The 15,177-nt window shown below is 74.4% G+C and carries 17 protein-coding genes and 1 tRNA gene; 11 read left to right on the top strand and 7 right to left on the bottom strand.

Features of this window, described 5'->3' with window-relative positions; translation table 11 throughout:
- Nucleotide 1: 1 nt before the first annotated feature.
- From HL663_RS13250 to HL663_RS13230, 5 genes are all read left to right on the top strand, one after another.
- Nucleotides 2-1,192 carry an SPFH domain-containing protein gene (locus HL663_RS13250; protein ID WP_173028819.1) on the top strand — a complete coding sequence of 397 codons (1,191 nt, stop codon included), beginning with the start codon at nucleotides 2-4 and terminating at the stop codon, nucleotides 1,190-1,192.
- A gap of 42 nt (nucleotides 1,193-1,234) precedes the next feature.
- Complete coding sequence (locus tag HL663_RS13245; protein ID WP_173028818.1) at nucleotides 1,235-2,011, top strand: sulfite exporter TauE/SafE family protein; 777 nt, start codon at nucleotides 1,235-1,237, stop codon at nucleotides 2,009-2,011.
- Nucleotides 2,008-2,727: a sulfite exporter TauE/SafE family protein gene (locus tag HL663_RS13240; protein ID WP_173028817.1), complete on the top strand. Its 720-nt coding sequence runs from the start codon at nucleotides 2,008-2,010 to the stop codon at nucleotides 2,725-2,727. The genes HL663_RS13245 and HL663_RS13240 overlap by 4 nt, the downstream gene beginning before the upstream one ends.
- A 10-nt stretch (nucleotides 2,728-2,737) precedes the next feature.
- Complete coding sequence (locus tag HL663_RS13235) at nucleotides 2,738-3,562, top strand: TrmH family RNA methyltransferase (protein WP_286175620.1); 825 nt, start codon at nucleotides 2,738-2,740, stop codon at nucleotides 3,560-3,562.
- A gap of 112 nt (nucleotides 3,563-3,674) precedes the next feature.
- On the top strand, nucleotides 3,675-4,391 hold the full coding sequence (locus tag HL663_RS13230; protein ID WP_173028815.1) for a response regulator transcription factor: 717 nt from the start codon (nucleotides 3,675-3,677) through the stop codon (nucleotides 4,389-4,391).
- 22 nt (nucleotides 4,392-4,413) lie between these two features.
- Here the strand turns inward: HL663_RS13230 and HL663_RS13225 are convergent, their stop codons facing one another.
- The gene (locus HL663_RS13225; RefSeq protein WP_173028814.1) at nucleotides 4,414-4,764 is read right to left on the bottom strand and encodes an Hpt domain-containing protein; all 351 of its coding nucleotides are present in this window, start codon (nucleotides 4,762-4,764) and stop codon (nucleotides 4,414-4,416) included.
- Nucleotides 4,765-4,903: 139 nt separating this feature from the next.
- Between HL663_RS13225 and HL663_RS13220 the strand changes: the two genes are divergently transcribed.
- Together HL663_RS13220 and HL663_RS13215 are read left to right on the top strand one after the other, a co-directional pair.
- Complete coding sequence (locus tag HL663_RS13220; RefSeq protein ID WP_173028813.1) at nucleotides 4,904-5,527, top strand: putative pterin-binding protein; 624 nt, start codon at nucleotides 4,904-4,906, stop codon at nucleotides 5,525-5,527.
- On the top strand, nucleotides 5,524-7,797 hold the full coding sequence (locus HL663_RS13215; RefSeq protein ID WP_173028812.1) for a PAS domain-containing hybrid sensor histidine kinase/response regulator: 2,274 nt from the start codon (nucleotides 5,524-5,526) through the stop codon (nucleotides 7,795-7,797). The genes HL663_RS13220 and HL663_RS13215 overlap by 4 nt, the downstream gene beginning before the upstream one ends.
- Nucleotides 7,798-7,819: 22 nt before the next feature.
- Here the strand turns inward: HL663_RS13215 and HL663_RS13210 are convergent, their stop codons facing one another.
- A complete protein-coding gene (locus HL663_RS13210) occupies nucleotides 7,820-8,197 on the bottom strand; it encodes a DUF3037 domain-containing protein (RefSeq protein ID WP_173028811.1) in 378 nt (125 codons plus the stop codon).
- Nucleotides 8,194-8,958, bottom strand: coding sequence for a HipA family kinase (locus tag HL663_RS13205; protein ID WP_173028810.1), 765 nt, complete (start codon nucleotides 8,956-8,958; stop codon nucleotides 8,194-8,196). Before HL663_RS13205 ends, HL663_RS13210 begins: the two co-directional genes overlap by 4 nt.
- A gap of 78 nt (nucleotides 8,959-9,036) precedes the next feature.
- Here HL663_RS13205 and HL663_RS13200 point away from each other — a divergent pair, with 78 nt between their 5' ends.
- Nucleotides 9,037-10,557, top strand: a complete 1,521-nt coding sequence (locus tag HL663_RS13200; protein ID WP_173028809.1) for a serine/threonine-protein kinase — start codon at nucleotides 9,037-9,039, stop codon at nucleotides 10,555-10,557.
- A 94-nt stretch (nucleotides 10,558-10,651) separates the two neighbouring features.
- Here HL663_RS13200 and HL663_RS13195 read toward each other — a convergent pair.
- A tRNA-Leu gene (locus HL663_RS13195) sits at nucleotides 10,652-10,736 on the bottom strand.
- Nucleotides 10,737-10,850: 114 nt separating this feature from the next.
- On the opposite strand from HL663_RS13195, the gene HL663_RS13190 reads away from it, so the two are divergent.
- The gene (locus tag HL663_RS13190) at nucleotides 10,851-12,173 is read left to right on the top strand and encodes a M20/M25/M40 family metallo-hydrolase (RefSeq protein WP_173028808.1); all 1,323 of its coding nucleotides are present in this window, start codon (nucleotides 10,851-10,853) and stop codon (nucleotides 12,171-12,173) included.
- A gap of 36 nt (nucleotides 12,174-12,209) precedes the next feature.
- Here the strand turns inward: HL663_RS13190 and HL663_RS13185 are convergent, their stop codons facing one another.
- Nucleotides 12,210-12,407 (bottom strand): DUF5703 family protein, encoded by a 198-nt coding sequence (locus HL663_RS13185; protein WP_242525646.1) that lies wholly within the window; start codon nucleotides 12,405-12,407, stop codon nucleotides 12,210-12,212.
- A 37-nt stretch (nucleotides 12,408-12,444) separates the two neighbouring features.
- Here HL663_RS13185 and HL663_RS13180 point away from each other — a divergent pair, with 37 nt between their 5' ends.
- Nucleotides 12,445-12,786 carry a hypothetical protein gene (locus tag HL663_RS13180; protein WP_173028806.1) on the top strand — a complete coding sequence of 114 codons (342 nt, stop codon included), beginning with the start codon at nucleotides 12,445-12,447 and terminating at the stop codon, nucleotides 12,784-12,786.
- A gap of 18 nt (nucleotides 12,787-12,804) precedes the next feature.
- Here HL663_RS13180 and HL663_RS13175 read toward each other — a convergent pair whose 3' ends face one another.
- Nucleotides 12,805-13,749 (bottom strand): aldo/keto reductase, encoded by a 945-nt coding sequence (locus HL663_RS13175; RefSeq protein WP_173028805.1) that lies wholly within the window; start codon nucleotides 13,747-13,749, stop codon nucleotides 12,805-12,807.
- 104 nt (nucleotides 13,750-13,853) lie between these two features.
- Between HL663_RS13175 and HL663_RS13170 the strand changes: the two genes are divergently transcribed.
- The gene (locus HL663_RS13170; RefSeq protein WP_173028804.1) at nucleotides 13,854-14,840 is read left to right on the top strand and encodes a TIGR01777 family oxidoreductase; all 987 of its coding nucleotides are present in this window, start codon (nucleotides 13,854-13,856) and stop codon (nucleotides 14,838-14,840) included.
- Here the strand turns inward: HL663_RS13170 and HL663_RS13165 are convergent.
- Complete coding sequence (locus tag HL663_RS13165) at nucleotides 14,834-15,073, bottom strand: hypothetical protein (protein WP_173028803.1); 240 nt, start codon at nucleotides 15,071-15,073, stop codon at nucleotides 14,834-14,836. The genes HL663_RS13170 and HL663_RS13165 overlap by 7 nt on opposite strands.
- Nucleotides 15,074-15,177 lie beyond the last annotated feature (104 nt).

Below are 15,177 nucleotides of genomic sequence, written 5' to 3'. Positions count from 1 at the left end.
CATGGACGGAATCGGTCCACTCATCGTCATCCTGCTGCTCGCGGTGTTCGCGATCATCGTGCTCGTCCGCACGGTCCGCGTCGTCCCGCAGCAGACGGCCCTCATCATCGAGCGCCTCGGTCGCTACTCGCGCACCCTCGAGGGCGGCCTGCACTTCCTCGTGCCGTTCGTCGACATCGTCCGCGCGAACATCGACCAGCGCGAGCAGGTCGTCTCCTTCCCGCCGCAGCCCGTCATCACGAGCGACAACCTCGTCGTCTCCATCGACACGGTCATCTACTACCAGGTCATCGACCCCAAGTCCGCGGTCTACGAGATCGCCAACTTCATCGCCGGCATCGAGCAGCTGACCGTCACCACGCTGCGCAACGTCATCGGCTCGCTCGACCTCGAGCAGACGCTGACCAGCCGCGACCAGATCAACGGCCAGCTGCGCGGCGTCCTCGACGAGGCGACCGGCAAGTGGGGCATCCGCGTCAACCGCGTCGAGCTCAAGGCGATCGACCCGCCGGCCTCCATCCAGGAGTCGATGGAGAAGCAGATGAAGGCCGAGCGCGACCGCCGCGCCGCCATCCTCAACGCCGAGGGCACCAAGGCCAGCCAGATCCTCACGGCCGAGGGCGAGAAGCAGAGCCAGATCCTGCGGGCCGAGGGCTCGGCGCAGGCGCGCATCCTCGAGGCACAGGGCCAGGCCCGCGCCATCCAGCAGGTCTTCGACGCGATCCACCGCGGCAAGCCGACCCAGAAGCTGCTCGCCTACCAGTACCTCCAGGTGCTGCCCCAGATCGCGCGCGGCGACTCCAACAAGATGTGGATCATCCCGAGCGAGCTGACCGACGCCCTTCGCGGCATCGGCGGGGCGCTCGGCGCGACGAAGCCGTCCGGTGACGGGGGCGACGACGAGTGGGTCGAGCCGGGCGAGATGCTCGGCAACGCCTTCGAGGAGACCACCCTCGAGGACCCGAAGTCGGCCCTCGAGCGGGCCCGTGGCCAGGCGGCGCAGTCCAGCCGGGAGGCCGAGGAGCACGCCCAGCCGGCCTCGCGCGTCCAGCCGCCGATCACGCCGGGCGCCGACGCCGTGCCCCCGCGGCAGGACCCGCCGGCGCCGCCGGCACCCGAGCCCACGGTGGCGCCGCCCGCCCCGCCGGTCGAGCCCCCGCCGGCCCCGCCGGCGCCCCCGGCCCAGCCCTGACCGACGCGTCCTGACACCGGGCCACCCGACTAGGGTGGCCCGGTGTCCGTCGGAGAAGCCCTGCTCGTCGTCCTCGCGGGCATCGGCGCCGGCACCATCAACACCATCGTCGGCTCGGGCACGCTCATCACCTTCCCGACGCTCCTCCTGCTCGGCGTCCCGCCCATCACGGCGAACGTGTCGAACAACATCGGTCTCGTGCCGGGCAGCGTCACGGGGTCCATCGGGTACCGGCGCGAGCTGCGGGGGATGGGCCCGCAGCTGCGGCGCTACGCCCCGATGTCCTTCCTCGGCGGCACCCTCGGCGCCGTCCTCCTGCTCGTGCTCGACCCCGACCTCTTCCGTGCCATCGTGCCGGTGCTCATCGTGCTCGGCCTCGTCCTCGTCGTGGCCGGCCCGCGGCTCAACGCGTGGACCGCGCGCCGCCGGGAGGCCGGTGGCTCCGACGCCGTGAGCACCCACCGTCGGGTCATGCAGGGAGGGGTGTTCGGCGCCGGCGTCTACGGCGGGTACTTCGGTGCGGCGCAGGGGATCATCCTCGTCGGCATCCTCGGCGCGCTGTCGAGCGAGCCGCTCCAGCGCCTCAACGGCCTCAAGAACGTGCTGGCCTCGATCGTCAACTTCGTCGCCGCGCTCGTGTTCGTCCTCGTCGCCCCCGACCAGATCGACTGGCTCGTCGTCCTGCTCATCGCGGTCGGCTCCACCATCGGCGGGGTCATCGGCTCGACGGTCGGGCGCCGGCTGCCCGCCCCCGTGCTGCGCGGGCTCATCGTCGTCGTCGGCGTGGTGGCCGTCGTCAAGCTCGTGTTCTTCCCGTGACGCCGCTCGTCCTGGCGGCCCTCGGCCTCTCCGTGCTCGCGGGGGCCCTCGTGCAGTCGGTCGTCGGGTTCGGGATGTCCGTCGTCGCGGCGCCCTTCGTCGTCCTCCTCGCCCCGGACCTCATGCCGGTCGCGCTGCTGCTGCCGAGCATCACCCTGCCGGTGGCGCAGCTCTCGCACGGCGTCCGCGACCTGGCGCGCGGGCCGCTCGCGCTCGCGCTGGTCGCCCGGGCCGCCCTGACGCCGATCGGTGTCGGCGTCGTCGCGTGGTTCTCGCCGCGCGCCATCGCCGCCCTCGTCGGCGTGCTCATCCTCGTGACCGTCGCGCTCTCGGTGCGGGCGCTCGACCTGCGTCCCACCCGCCCGAACGCGCTCCTCGCGGGCGCCGTCTCCGGGGTCTCCGGCACGGCGGCCGCCATCGGCGGGCCCTTCCTCGCCCTCGTGCTCCAGCACGAGCGACCCGAGCGCGTGCGCTCGACGCTCGCCGCCTTCTTCCTCGCCGGCTCGGCGATGGCCGTCGCGGGGCTCGCGCTCGGCGGCGAGGTGCACCGCGACCAGGTGGTGGCCGGGCTGGTCCTCGCGCCGTTCGCCCTCGTCGGCTATGCCCTCGCCGTGCCGGTGCGCCGGCGGGTCGACCCGGCGCGCTTCCGCCGGCTCGTCCTCGGATTCTGTGTCGTCGCGAGCCTCACCGTCATCGGCCGAGCGGTCCTGGCCTAGCCTCGTCCGCGTGCCGACGACCGTCTCCGACCCCGCCGACCCCCGCCTCGCCGACTACGTCTCCCTGACCGACGTCGCGCTGCGCCGCCGCCTCGAGCCCGAGGGCGGGCTCTACGTCGCGGAGTCCGAGAAGGTCATCCGGCGCGCACTGGCCGCCGGGCACCGGCCGCGCTCGTTCCTCATGGCGGAGCGCTGGCTCACCGACCTCGCCGACGTGGTCGAGGACGCCGAGGCCGCCGGGGTGCCGGTCCTCGTCGGCGACCACGACGTCATCGAGCGGCTGACCGGCTTCCACCTGCACCGGGGAGCCCTCGCGTCGATGCACCGGCCCGTCCTGCCCTCGCTCGCCGAGACGCTCGAGGGTGCCCGCCGCGTGCTGGTGCTCGAGGACGTCGTCGACCACACCAACGTCGGGGCGGTCTTCCGCTCGGCCGCGGCGCTCGGCATCGACGCGGTCCTCGTCACCCCGCGCTGCGCCGACCCGCTCTACCGGCGGGCGGTCCGGGTCTCGATGGGCACCGTCTTCCAGGTGCCGTGGACGCGGGTCGACCCCTGGCCGGGCGGGGTCGCCGCGCTGCAGGAGCTCGGCTTCCACGTCGCCGCGCTCGCCCTGAGCGACGACTCCGTCGGGCTCGACGAGCTGGCCGCCGACCCGCCGCAGCGGCTCGCGCTCGTGCTCGGCACCGAGGGCGACGGGCTGGCCCGGCGCACCCTGGCCGCCGTCGACACCGTCGTCCGCATCCCGATGGCCGGGGGAGTGGACTCGCTCAACGTCGCCGCGGCCGGCGCCGTCGCCGCCTGGGCGCTGCGCGCACCGGCTCACCCGGAGGGCTGACCCGGCATCGGCCGTCCGGGCGGATTCCGGTCGAACCCGCCCGTCACGCCGGACAGGCCGCCCCGCGGCTCGTTACGGTGGGGCCACAGGGGAGAGAGAGGCGAGGAGACCCATGAGCCGACCCACCGCACTCGTCGTCGAGGACTCGCCGGAGTTCGCCCGCGTCGCGGCGTCGCTGCTGGAGTCCGAGGGCTTCCGTGTCGTGCAGGCGGCCGACGGCGCCGCCGGAGTCGAGGCCGCGCGCACCCACGAGCCCGAGGTCGTCCTCCTGGACATCTCGCTGCCGCAGATGGACGGCCTCGAGGTGTGCCGTCGGATCCGTGAGTTCTCCGACTGCTACGTGGTCATGGTCACCGGCCGCAGCGACGAGTTCGACCGCGTCCTCGGCCTGACCATCGGCGCCGACGACTACGTGACCAAGCCCTTCTCCCCGCGCGAGCTCTCCGCCCGGATCCGGGCGATGCGCCGGCGCCCCCGCGTCAGCGTCGTCGAGACCGACCTGCGCCGCTTCGGCCCGCTGACCCTCGACACCGAGGCGCGCGAGGTCCGCCTGCACGGCGACGTCGTCGACCTCACCAGAACCGAGTACGACATCCTCGAGGCCCTCTCCGGGGCGCCCCGGCGCACCTTCAGCCGCGACCAGCTCATGGCCGCCGTGTGGGGCCCCAACTGGGTGGGCGACGACCACGTCATCTCCGTGCACCTGGGCAACCTGCGCCGCAAGCTCGGCGAGAGCGCCGGCGGCGCGGGGCACATCCGGACGGTGCGCGGCTACGGCTACCGCTTCGAGCCGGCCGCCCCGGTCGACGCCTCGGCCGCCGCCGGCTGACCCCTCACGAGGGGGAGGCGTGTCAGCGGGAGGCGAGCCAGCCCCGGACCGCCCGCTCCGCCTCGGCGGCGTGGGCGGTGACCCCGTCGACGAGACCCGCCACGGACCCGCCGTCACGGGCCGTGTGCTCCACCTCGCGGCAGGCCTCCGACAGCTCGGCGAGCCCCAGCAGGGCGCTCGCCGACTTCAGCGTGTGCGCCATGCGCACCGTGTCCTCGCGCAGGCCCCCGCGGGCCGCCTCGATCGCGGCCACCCGAGCGGGCAGCTCCTGCAGGTAGACCTGCGCGATGTCGGCGGCCACGCCCTCGTCGCCCATCTGCTCCACGAGGTCGCTCGGCCGGTAGCCACCGGTGCCCGGCTGGGTGTCGTCCATGGTCGTCCTCTCACGGTGTCGGCGGCCCATCCTAGGAAGCACGCGTCGGGCACGCACCGTACGACGCGGGCCCGCACCTTGAGGGGATCTTGAGTTGGCAGTCGTCGAGAATGGAAACTCCCCCGTCATCGTCGTCACCATGACCACCACCCCCTCTCGCGCGCTCGTCGCTGCCGCCACCCTGGCGGCCCTCGCCGTCCTGCCGCTCGCCGGCTGCGCCTCCCCGGCCGCCGCCGGCTCCCGGCCCGCCACGTCGACCACCACGACCACCGCGGCGGCGGCCCCGACGGGCTACACCGTCATCTCGCAGCCCAGCCTGCGCCCCGGCGACCCCGTGCCGGCCCCCACCGAGAAGGTCGTCCTCACCTTCTCGGGCAAGACCACCCGGGGCGGCTCGGTCCGGCTCGACCTGCCGACCATCGAGCGCCTGGGCCTCGTCGAGTACTCCGTCGACGACAAGCAGGCCGAGGGCCACCGCGTCACCTTCCGCGGCGTGCTCCTGCGCTCGCTCCTCGACTACGTCGGGGTCGAGGAGGGCGCCACGCTGCACACGCTCGCCCTCAACGACTACGCCGTCGACGTCCCCGCCTCGGACGCCTCGGCCTACCCGGTGATGCTCGCCACCTCGGTCGACGGCCGGCGCATGACCGTCGAGCACTACGGGCCGACCCGCATCGTCTACCCGACCGACAGCTTCGACCTCGACCCGGTGACCTACGACCCGCGGTGGACGTGGCAGCTCAAGGAGATCGTGGTCAAGTGAAGCTCTCGGGCCTGTGGGAGTTCGCGGAGGGCCGGACGCGGATCCTGGTCGCCCTCGTCATCCCCGCCGTCCTCGCCGTCGGCGGGACGGTCGGCCTGAGCATCCTCACGATCAACGCGACGCACGCCCTCAGCACGAACGTCAAGCTGACCCAGGACCTCGTCGACGGCAACGTGCGGACCCTCAGCCAGGCCCAGCGCGAGCTCCTGCGGCTCGAGGACGCGCTCGTCCACGGCGCCGGCGGGAGGATCGACCCCGAGGTCCTCGACCTGCGCCGCTCGCTCGCCGCGCAGCGCATCCAGGAGGGCACGCTCGACTACCAGGGCCGCACCCTCGGTGACGCGCGCCTGCTCGCGCGCTCCCGCGAGCTCGCCGCCGTCTGGCGCGACGGTCCGGACCGCGAGGTCCAGGCGCTCGTCGCGGACCCCACGTCGATGACCATCGCCGAGCGGGGCCGCCTCGGCAGCGAGATCCAGGAGCTCGAGGGGCAGTACAACACGCTCGTCTCCGAGGCCGAGAACGTCCGCAAGCAGAACGCCGCGGTCGCGAACGCGGCGACCGCCGGCCTCGTGAAGGACACCCGGCTGCTCCTCGGCGGGCTCGTCCTCACCCTCGTCGCGCTCGCCGTGCTCGTCGCCGGGATGGTCTACGTCCTCTACCAGGCCCGTCGCGCCCAGCTCGCCCAGACGGTGCGGCTGCGCGAGGCGCAGGCCCAGCTGCAGCGGACGTCGGTCGCCGTCCAGGCCACCGACAACCTCGTCGTCGTCACCGACCCCAAGGGCCACGTCGAGTGGGTCAACGACGCCTTCACCCGCCGCACCGGCTACACGATCGAGGACGTCGAGGGCCGCAGCCCCGGTCGCGTCCTCCAGGGTCGCGACACCGACCCGGCCACCGTCCGGGAGATGCGCGAGGCCATCCGGCGCCAGGAGCCCTTCACCGCCGAGGTCCTCAACTACGCGAAGGACGGCAGCAAGTACTGGGTCTCGGTCGACGTCTCGCCGATCCGCGACGGCGACGTCGTGACCGGCTTCGTCGGGGTCGAGACCGACATCACGAACCGCCGCCTCACCGAGGAGAACCTGCGTCGGGCCAAGGAGACCGCGGAGGAGTCGGCCGAGGCCAAGCAGCGCTTCCTCGCGAGCATGAGCCACGAGATCCGCACCCCGCTCAACGCGGTCATCGGCCTGACCGACCTGCTCCAGGACACCGCGCTGGACGACCAGCAGCGGTCGTACGTGAGCACCGCCCACCAGAGCGGCCGCCACCTGCTGGCCATCGTCAACGACATCCTCGACTTCAGCGCCCTCGAGAGCGGCGACCTGGAGATGGAGTCGACCTCGACCGACGTGCGCGCCCTCATCCAGGACGTCTGCACGATGTTCACGACCAAGGCCGAGCGACGCAGCCTCTCGCTCTGGTGGTCGGTCGACCCCGACGTCCCCGAGCTCGTCTGCAGCGACCTCGTCCGCCTGCGCCAGGTGCTCATCAACCTCGTCGGCAACGGCCTGAAGTTCACCGACCGCGGCGGCGTGCACATCCGGGCCAGCTACCAGAGCCCGGAGCCGTCCCTGCGCCCCGGCAGCGAGACCGCGCCCGGCACCCTCGTCCTCGAGGTGGTCGACACCGGCGCCGGGATCCCCGCCGACCGGCTCTCGCGCATCTTCACGGCGTTCGCCCAGGGCGACGCGTCGACGACGCGCACGCACGGCGGCACGGGCCTCGGCCTGGCCATCTGCGCCCGCATCGCCCAGCGGCTCGGCGGCGAGATCCGCGTCGACTCCACCGTCGGCGAGGGCTCGACCTTCACCTTCGCGCTGCCGGTCCTCGGCTGCGCCGTCGGCTCGGCCGGCACGGGGGTGGGCGACCTCGTCGACGAGCAGGTGGTCATCGAGGAGACGCCGGAGGACCTGCGGGTGCTGCTCGCCGAGGACGACCCGGTCAACCAGATGGTGGCCATCCACATGCTGCGCCGGCTCGGCATCGAGGCCGACGTCGCGGGCGACGGCATCGAGGCGCTCCAGGCGCTGGCCGCCAACCGGTACGACGTCGTCCTCATGGACGTCAACATGCCCCACCTCGACGGCGTGCGTGCCACGGAGCAGCTGCGGGTCCGCCCGGGGCCGCAGCCGCGGGTCATCGCCCTCACCGCCAACGCGGCCGAGGGCGACCGGGAGCGGATGCTCGCGGCGGGGATGGACGACTACCTGAGCAAGCCGTACACGCTCGCCGACCTCGAGGCGATCCTCGCGCCGGTCCGGACGGCCTGAGCCTCCGGGACCGGCTCGGGCGTCAGCGGACGAGGCGGTCGAGCAGCCGCTCGACCTCGGCGGCCGGGTCGGGCGCGGAGCCCCCGTGGACCGGACCCGGCTGGACCACCGTCGAGCGGGGCGCGCTCAGCCAGCCGAACCGCTTGCCCTGGGTGGTCAGCGTCGCGTCGACGCCGGCCGGGGGCCGCTCGCACATCCCGCCGACGGCGTCGAGGGCGCCGCGCAGGCTCTCGAGGTCGGCATCGGGGGCGAGGGCGAGGATGCGGGCCTCGTCGAGGTGCCAGGCGCAGCGCAGGACTCCGGCCGACTGGGAGTGCAGGACGACGCCCACGTTGAGGCACTCGCCGCGGTCGACGCGCGGCACGAAGCGCACGACGACGTACTGGTAGGCGTGGCTCACGGCGTGCCCCCGAGCCAGGCGTCGGGAGAGGCCAGGCGCAGCCCGAGGTGCTCGCGGTAGGCGGCGCGCACGGCGTCGAGGTCCGGCAGGCTCGCCGTGGTCTCGAGCCACTCGTCGGGCACCTCGGCGACGACCTCGCGCAGCACGTCCTCGGTGAGCAACGGGGCGAGGCGCTCGTGCGCCGCGCGCACCGACCCGGCGACCGGCGCCAGCACGTGGCCGCTCGCGTCGAAGGGCTGGGCGACGAAGCGCCCGACGTCCGGCGGGCGGCTCGGCCAGGAGTGGTGGAACCACAGGGCCGCGCCGTGGTCGATGGCCCAGGCGCGCCGGTGCCAGACGAGCAGGTTCGGGTTGGCCCACGTGCGGTCGACGTTGGCGCTGTAGGCGTCGAGCCAGAGGATCGCCGCGGCCTCCTCGGCGCCCGGCGGGCGGGAGCCGTCGTACCCGAAGGCCCCGGGGAGGAAGTCGACCCCGAGGTTGCGGCCCGGGCTGGCGTTGAGGAGGTCCTGGACCTCCTCGTCGGCCTCGTAGCGGGCGATCGCGGTGGGGAGGTCGACCACGGCCAGCCGCGGGGTGGGGACGCCGACCCGTCGGGCGACCTCACCGACGAGCACCTCGGCGACGAGCACCTTGCGGCCCTGACCGGCGCCGGTGAACTTGACGACGTAGGTCCCGAGGTCGTCGGCCTCGACGAGGCCGGGCAGCGAACCGCCCTCCCGCAGAGGGGCGACGTAGCGCACGGCGGTCACGGTCTCGAGCACCACGTCAGGGTAGTCGCCCGCGCCCTCGGCCCGGTCGGCCCGGGCGGTCCGGCGCCCCGCGCTCGTTAGGCTGGCCGGGTGAGCAGCGACGACCGACTCCTGGCCGGCCGCTATGCCCTGCACGCCCCGATCGGGCGCGGGGGCATGGGGGAGGTGTGGCGGGCGACCGACACCGTCCTCGACCGCGAGGTGGCCGTCAAGACCATCGACCTGCGCCGGGTGCCGGACGAGTCGGGACCGGCCCGGTTCGAGCGCGAGGCCCGGGTCACGGCCGGGATCAGCCACCCGAACGTCGTCACCGTGCACGACGCCGGGGTCGAGGACGAGACCGCCTACCTCGTGATGGAGCTGCTGCCCGGCCGCAGCCTCGCCGACCGGCTGCGCAGCGGACCACTCCCGGTGGACGAGGTCGTCGACGTGGGGGAGCAGGTCGCCTCCGCGCTCGAGGCGGCGCACACCCGGGGGCTCGTGCACCGTGACGTCAAGCCCGGCAACATCGTCGAGGACGGCGAGGGGCGGGTCCGCGTGCTCGACTTCGGCATCACCCAGCTGGGCGAGGCGGGCGGCGACCAGGCGCTGACCGCCACGCACACGGTGATGGGCACCGCCGAGTACCTCGCCCCGGAGCAGGCCTCCGGCGGGCGCGTCGACGGGCGGGCCGACCTCTACGCCCTCGGCTGCGTGCTCTTCTCCCTCCTCGCCGGCGACCCGCCGTACTCCGGCCCGACCGCGGTCACGACGATGATGATGCACACCCACGACCCGGTGCCCGACGTGAGGACGCTGCGCCCGGACACCCCGGCGTGGCTCGCCGAGCTCGTCGCCGGCCTCATGGCCAAGGACCCGGAGGGCCGGCCCGCGCGGGCCGCCGACGTGGCCGAGGCGCTGCGTGCGCGCCGTGCGCCGACCCCGGTGGGGGCCACGAGCGTCCTCCCGCGCGCGGGGGCCGCGACGACCCAGCGGCTGGCCCCGGTGCCCGCCCCGCTCCCGGCCGAGAGCGTCCCGCCGCCGCCGCCCGTGCCGGGCGACGACGGCGGCCGACGGCGTGGGGGAGCCGGGCGCGTCCTCGGGGTCCTCCTCGCGCTCGTCCTCGTCGGGGCACTCGCCTGGTGGCTCGTCGGCCGCGACGGCGCGTCGACGAGCACTGACGGCTCGTCGGCCGCACCGAGCGCGGCCGCCTCGTCCCCGGCGCCCTCGAGCTCGCAGGACCAGCCCACCACCGACGCTCCGGAGCCCTCGACCAGCGCGCCGGAGCCGTCGACGAGCGCCCCGAGCGAGGTCCCGTCCGCGGAGCCGACGACCGACACCCAGGCCGCCGTCGCCGCAGCGGCGCAGACCCTGTTCGAGGGGGTCAAGCTGCTCGAGCGCAGCAACGGGCTCGACAAGGACTCCGCCAAGCGGCTCGACCAGGCCCAGCGCGACTTCGACCGCTCGCTGCGGGAGGGGGACGCGCAGGGGCTCACCGAGTCCCGCGACACCCTCGTCGAGGAGTACCGCTCCGCGGTGCTGGACGGCGCGGTCGGGCCGACGGCGGCCGCGGTGCTCGACCCGCTCGTCCAGGCCTTCTCCGACGCCGTCGACCAGTACGCCGCCGGCTGACGACCCGCCCGGCCGCCACCCGCGGCCGAGCGGCCCCGGCACGACGCAGGCCCCGAACCTGTACGGTTCGGGGCCTGCGTCGTGATGTTGCTCGTGTCCGAGGGGGGACTTGAACCCCCATGCCCTATACGGGCACTAGCACCTCAAGCTAGCGCGTCTGCCAATTCCGCCACCCGGACGAGTGGTGCTCGGGGGGCCCGTGGGGAGGCCTTCCGACAGCGCGAAACATTACACGGTCATCGGCCCGGAACCGAAATCGCCCCTCCCCGGGCGGGCCACCTAGGGTGGCGGGCATGACCGAGACGCTGCGCCCCGAGGACGAGGTCGTCCGGATCTGCCAGGAGCTGATCCGGATCGACACGAGCAACTACGGCGACGGGAGCGGCCCCGGCGAGGCCGAGGCGGCCGCCTACGTCGTCGAGCAGCTGCGCGAGGTCGGGCTCGACCCGCAGACCTACGAGTCGCAGCCGGGGCGGGTGACGGTGGCGGTGCGCATCCCCGGCGCCGACCGCGAGCGCGGGGCGCTGTGCGTCCACGGGCACCTCGACGTCGTGCCCGCCAACGCCGAGGACTGGTCGGTCGACCCGTTCGCCGGCGAGGAGCGCGACGGCTGCGTGTGGGGGCGCGGGGCCGTCGACATGAAGGACATGGACGCGATGATGCTCGCCTCCGTCCGCGACATCGCCCGCCGCGGCGTCGTGCCGCCGCGCGACCTCGTCGTCGTCTTCTTCGCCGACGAGGAGGCGGGGGGCGTGCAGGGCTCGCACTTCATGGTCGAGCAGCACCCCGAGGTCTTCGAGGGCGTCACCGAGGCGATCAGCGAGGTCGGCGGCTACAGCGTCACCGTCACCGACCGCGACGGCCGCGAGCGCCGCACCTACCTCCTGCAGACCGCGGAGAAGGGCATCGCCTGGCTGCGGCTCACCGCGACCGGGCGCGCCGGGCACGGCTCGGTGCCCAACGACGAGAACGCGATCGTGCGGCTGGCCGAGGCCATCGCGCGCATCGCGGCGCACAAGTGGCCGCGCGAGTACATCCCCTCGGTGCGCACCCTGCTCGACGGGCTCTCGGAGCTGACCGGCACCGGCTGGTCCGACGAGGACCTCGAGGACCTGCTCGAGCACCTCGGCGGCGCGCAGGGCTTCGTGCGCGGCACGCTCCAGGACACGAGCAACGTGACGATGCTCGACGCCGGGTACAAGCACAACGTCATCCCGCAGCACGCGTCGGCCAACGTCGACTGCCGCTTCCTGCCGGGTCACGAGGACCTGCTGATGGACACCCTGCGCGAGCTCGCGGGGGAGCACGTGCAGGTCGAGGTGCTGCACCGCGACATCGCCCTCGACGCGCCCTTCGACGCCCCGCTCGTCGAGCGGATGGTCGAGGCGCTGCGCACCGAGGACCCCGACGCCGAGGTCCTGCCCTACTGCCTCTCGGGCGGCACCGACAACAAGGCGCTGTCGCTGCTCGGCATCACCGGGTACGGGTTCGCCCCGCTGCGACTGCCGGCCGACCTCGACTTCGCCCCGATGTTCCACGGCATCGACGAGCGGGTGCCCACCGACTCCCTGCGCTTCGGCGCTCGGGTGCTCGGCCGCCTGCTCGAGACCTGCTGAGCCGCGCCGGCGCGACGGCCGGGCCCGACCGGGCCGTCAGACCGCGATGTCGTAGGTCCGGCGGGCGCGGATGATCTTGCGCCGGAGCCAGGTGCGGGTCAGCCCGCCCACGTAGGTGCGGGTGGTCGCCAGCTCCCAGTGCCCGTACTCGGCGTGCTCCGTCAGGGCACGGCGGATGTCGTTGCGCTTCACCTCGCGCCCGAAGCTCAGGACGAGGTACTCGTAGTCGGCCACCGACACATTCTGCGCCAGGACCGGTAGCGTGACCGACATGGCCTCGGACCCGCGCGCCGCGCTCGCCCACCTCGTGTCCGCCCTCGAGCGGCACCTGGAGGCGGCCAGCACCCGTCGCGGTGAGGACGACCCGACGGTCGTGGCGGCCTACGAGGACGTCGCGGACGCCTTCGAGGAGTACGACGGCGCCCTCTACGACGCCTACGGCGAGATGACGCCGCTCGACGTCTACGCCGGTGACGACGAGGACCTCGACGGCCACGACGACGAGGACGGGGACGGCGCCCGGATCTACGCGGGCCTCGACGCCGACGAGTTCGACGAGGACGACGAGGACGAGGACGAGGACGACGAGGACGACGACGAGAAGGACGACTGAGCGTCCGTCCCGACCTCGTCAGGCGTGCTCGGCCGACACCTCGTCGAGCGCGTCGACGATCTGCTCCGGCAGGTCCAGGCCCTCGCTGGCCAGCAGCACGCTGAGCTGCCCCGGGGTGCGCGGGCCGACGACGGGCGCGACGACGCCGGGCCGGTCCCGGACCCAGGCGAGCGCGACGACCGCAGGCGCGACGCCCAGGCCGTCGGCGGCGATGCGGACCGCGTCGACGACGCCCCGCGTGTGGTCGCCGACGTGGCGGCCGGCGAACCGCGAGAACTCCTCCGACGCCAGGCGTGAGTCGGCGCTGACCCCGGTGCGGTAGCGGCCGGTGAGGACGCCGCGCCCGAGCGGGGACCACGGGAGCAGCCCGAAGCCGAGGGCGTCCGACGCCGCGACGAGCTCGCGCTCGGGACGGCGCTCGACGAGCGAGTACTCGACCGAGTCGACGGCCAGCGGGACGCCGGCGTCCTGCAGGAGCGACATCGTCCGGGCCGCCTGCCAGCCGACGTGGTTGGAGACGCCGACGTAGCGGGCCCGGCCGCTGCGCCAGGCGTGCACGAGGGCGCTGACCGTCTCCTCGAGCGGGGTCGCGTCGTCCCACGTGTGCGCCAGCCAGACGTCGACGTGGTCGGTGCGCAGGCGGCGCAGGGAGAGGTCGAGCTGGTGGAGCATCGAGCGGCGGGAGCAGTCGACGACGCGCTCGCCCGTGGAGCGGCTGATGCCCGACTTGGTGACGAGGACGACCTCGTCGCGGTCCGGCCCCTCGAGCAGGCCGCCGAGGAGCTCCTCGGCGGCGCCCCCCGCGTAGCCGTGGGCGGTGTCGACCAGCGTGCCGCCGGCCGACCGGAAGGCGGTGAGGAGGTCGCGGGCGTCCTCGGCCGAGGTCCGCGTGCCCCAGGCCATGGTCCCCAGACCGAGCCGTGAGACGGTGAGTCCGGTGGCTCCGAGGCGACGCGTCTCCATGGCGGCGACCCTACCCGCGCACCTCGCCCGGCCGTGCTGCGCGCCAGCGGCTCTGCGCGTCCGGCGCCGCGCGCAGGGGAGGGCGCCGACCTATGCTCGGTCGCGTGAAGGTCGTCATCCCGGGGGGAACCGGTCAGGTCGGAGGCATCCTGCGCCGCGCGCTCGCGGCGTGCGGTCACGAGGTCGTCGTGCTCAGCCGCCGGCCGGAGCAGCTCGAGGGCGGGGTCCGGCACGCCGTCTGGGACGGGCGGACCGTCGGCGACTGGGCGGCCGAGCTCGACGGCGCCGACGCGGTCGTCAACCTCGCCGGGCGCACGGTCAGCTGCCGATACACCGAGCAGAACCTGCGCCAGATGATGGACTCGCGCGTCGACTCGACGCGCGCGGTCGGGCGGGCGCTCGAGGCGGCCGCGTCGCCCCCGCGGGTGTGGCTCCAGATGAGCACCGCGACGATCTACGCCGACCGCCGCGACGGCGCGCACGACGAGGCGACCGGCGTCATCGGGGGCCACGAGCGCGACGTCCCGGGGTACTGGGAGTACAGCGTGCGCATCGCCCGGGCGTGGGAGGCCGCGCAGCAGGAGGCCGACCTGCCGCACACCCGGCGGGTCGCCCTGCGCGCGGCGATGGTCATGAGCCCGGACCGGGGCGGCGTGTTCGACGTGCTGTCGTGGATGGCCCGTGTCGGCCTCGGCGGGCCGGTCGCCGGAGGAGGGCAGTACGTGTCGTGGATCCACGACGCCGACCTCGTCCGGGCGTTGCTGCTGCTCCTCGAGCGCGAGGACCTCTCCGGTCCGGTCAACCTCGCCGCGCCCGGACCCGTGCCGCAGCGCGAGCTGATGCGCGGCCTGCGCCGGGCGTGGGGTGGGCGCCCCGGGCTGCCGGCCACCGCGTGGATGGCCGAGATCGGCGCGCTGGCGCTGCGGACCGACACCGAGCTGCTCCTCAAGAGCCGCCGCGTCGTGCCCGGCCGACTGCTGGATGCCGGGTTCGTCTTCGAGCACCCGACGTGGGACGAGGCCGCCCGCGACCTCGTGGCCCGTCGCCGCGGCCGGGCGGGCACGCGGCCGGACCCCGCACCGGCTCAGTAGGGCGGCCGCTCGGGGTCGGCCGTCGACGGTGGTGCCGGCGCCTCGTCCGCGGTCCGCCGCAGGACGAGCGTGGGTGGGTCCGGTGGGGACGTGGTCCGGGTGCGGCCGGCGGGGTCGAGCCAGTGGAGCGCGCCGTCCGGGGCGAGGGTGACCCGCCATCCCGGTCGTTGCTTGACGCGGTGGTGGCGGCGGCAGAGGCAGGCGAGATTGCGGGCGTCCGTGGGGCCGGCCACGGACGGACGTGGTCGAGGTCGCACGAGCGCGCCGGGACGTGGCAGCCGGGGAAGCGGCAGCGCCGGTCGCGGTCCCGGACGAGAGCCGCGAGGCGGGGCCCGGG

This window comes from Arthrobacter sp. NEB 688 (genome assembly GCF_013201035.1).
In the GTDB taxonomy this organism is placed as follows: domain Bacteria; phylum Actinomycetota; class Actinomycetes; order Actinomycetales; family Dermatophilaceae; genus Phycicoccus.
This window is presented reverse-complemented; position numbering and strand designations above follow the sequence as displayed.

Excerpts from the sequence above, each read along its gene's own strand:
- HL663_RS13230 (WP_173028815.1), top strand. The coding sequence starts at position 3,675 with ATGAGCCGACCCACCGCACTCGTCGTCGAGGACTCGCCGGAGTTCGCC.
- HL663_RS13180 (WP_173028806.1), top strand. The coding sequence starts at position 12,445 with ATGGCCTCGGACCCGCGCGCCGCGCTCGCCCACCTCGTGTCCGCCCTC.
- HL663_RS13175 (WP_173028805.1), bottom strand. The coding sequence starts at position 13,749 with ATGGAGACGCGTCGCCTCGGAGCCACCGGACTCACCGTCTCACGGCTC.
- HL663_RS13225 (WP_173028814.1), bottom strand. The coding sequence starts at position 4,764 with ATGGACGACACCCAGCCGGGCACCGGTGGCTACCGGCCGAGCGACCTC.
- HL663_RS13190 (WP_173028808.1), top strand. The coding sequence starts at position 10,851 with ATGACCGAGACGCTGCGCCCCGAGGACGAGGTCGTCCGGATCTGCCAG.
- HL663_RS13250 (WP_173028819.1), top strand. The coding sequence starts at position 2 with ATGGACGGAATCGGTCCACTCATCGTCATCCTGCTGCTCGCGGTGTTC.
- HL663_RS13220 (WP_173028813.1), top strand. The coding sequence starts at position 4,904 with ATGACCACCACCCCCTCTCGCGCGCTCGTCGCTGCCGCCACCCTGGCG.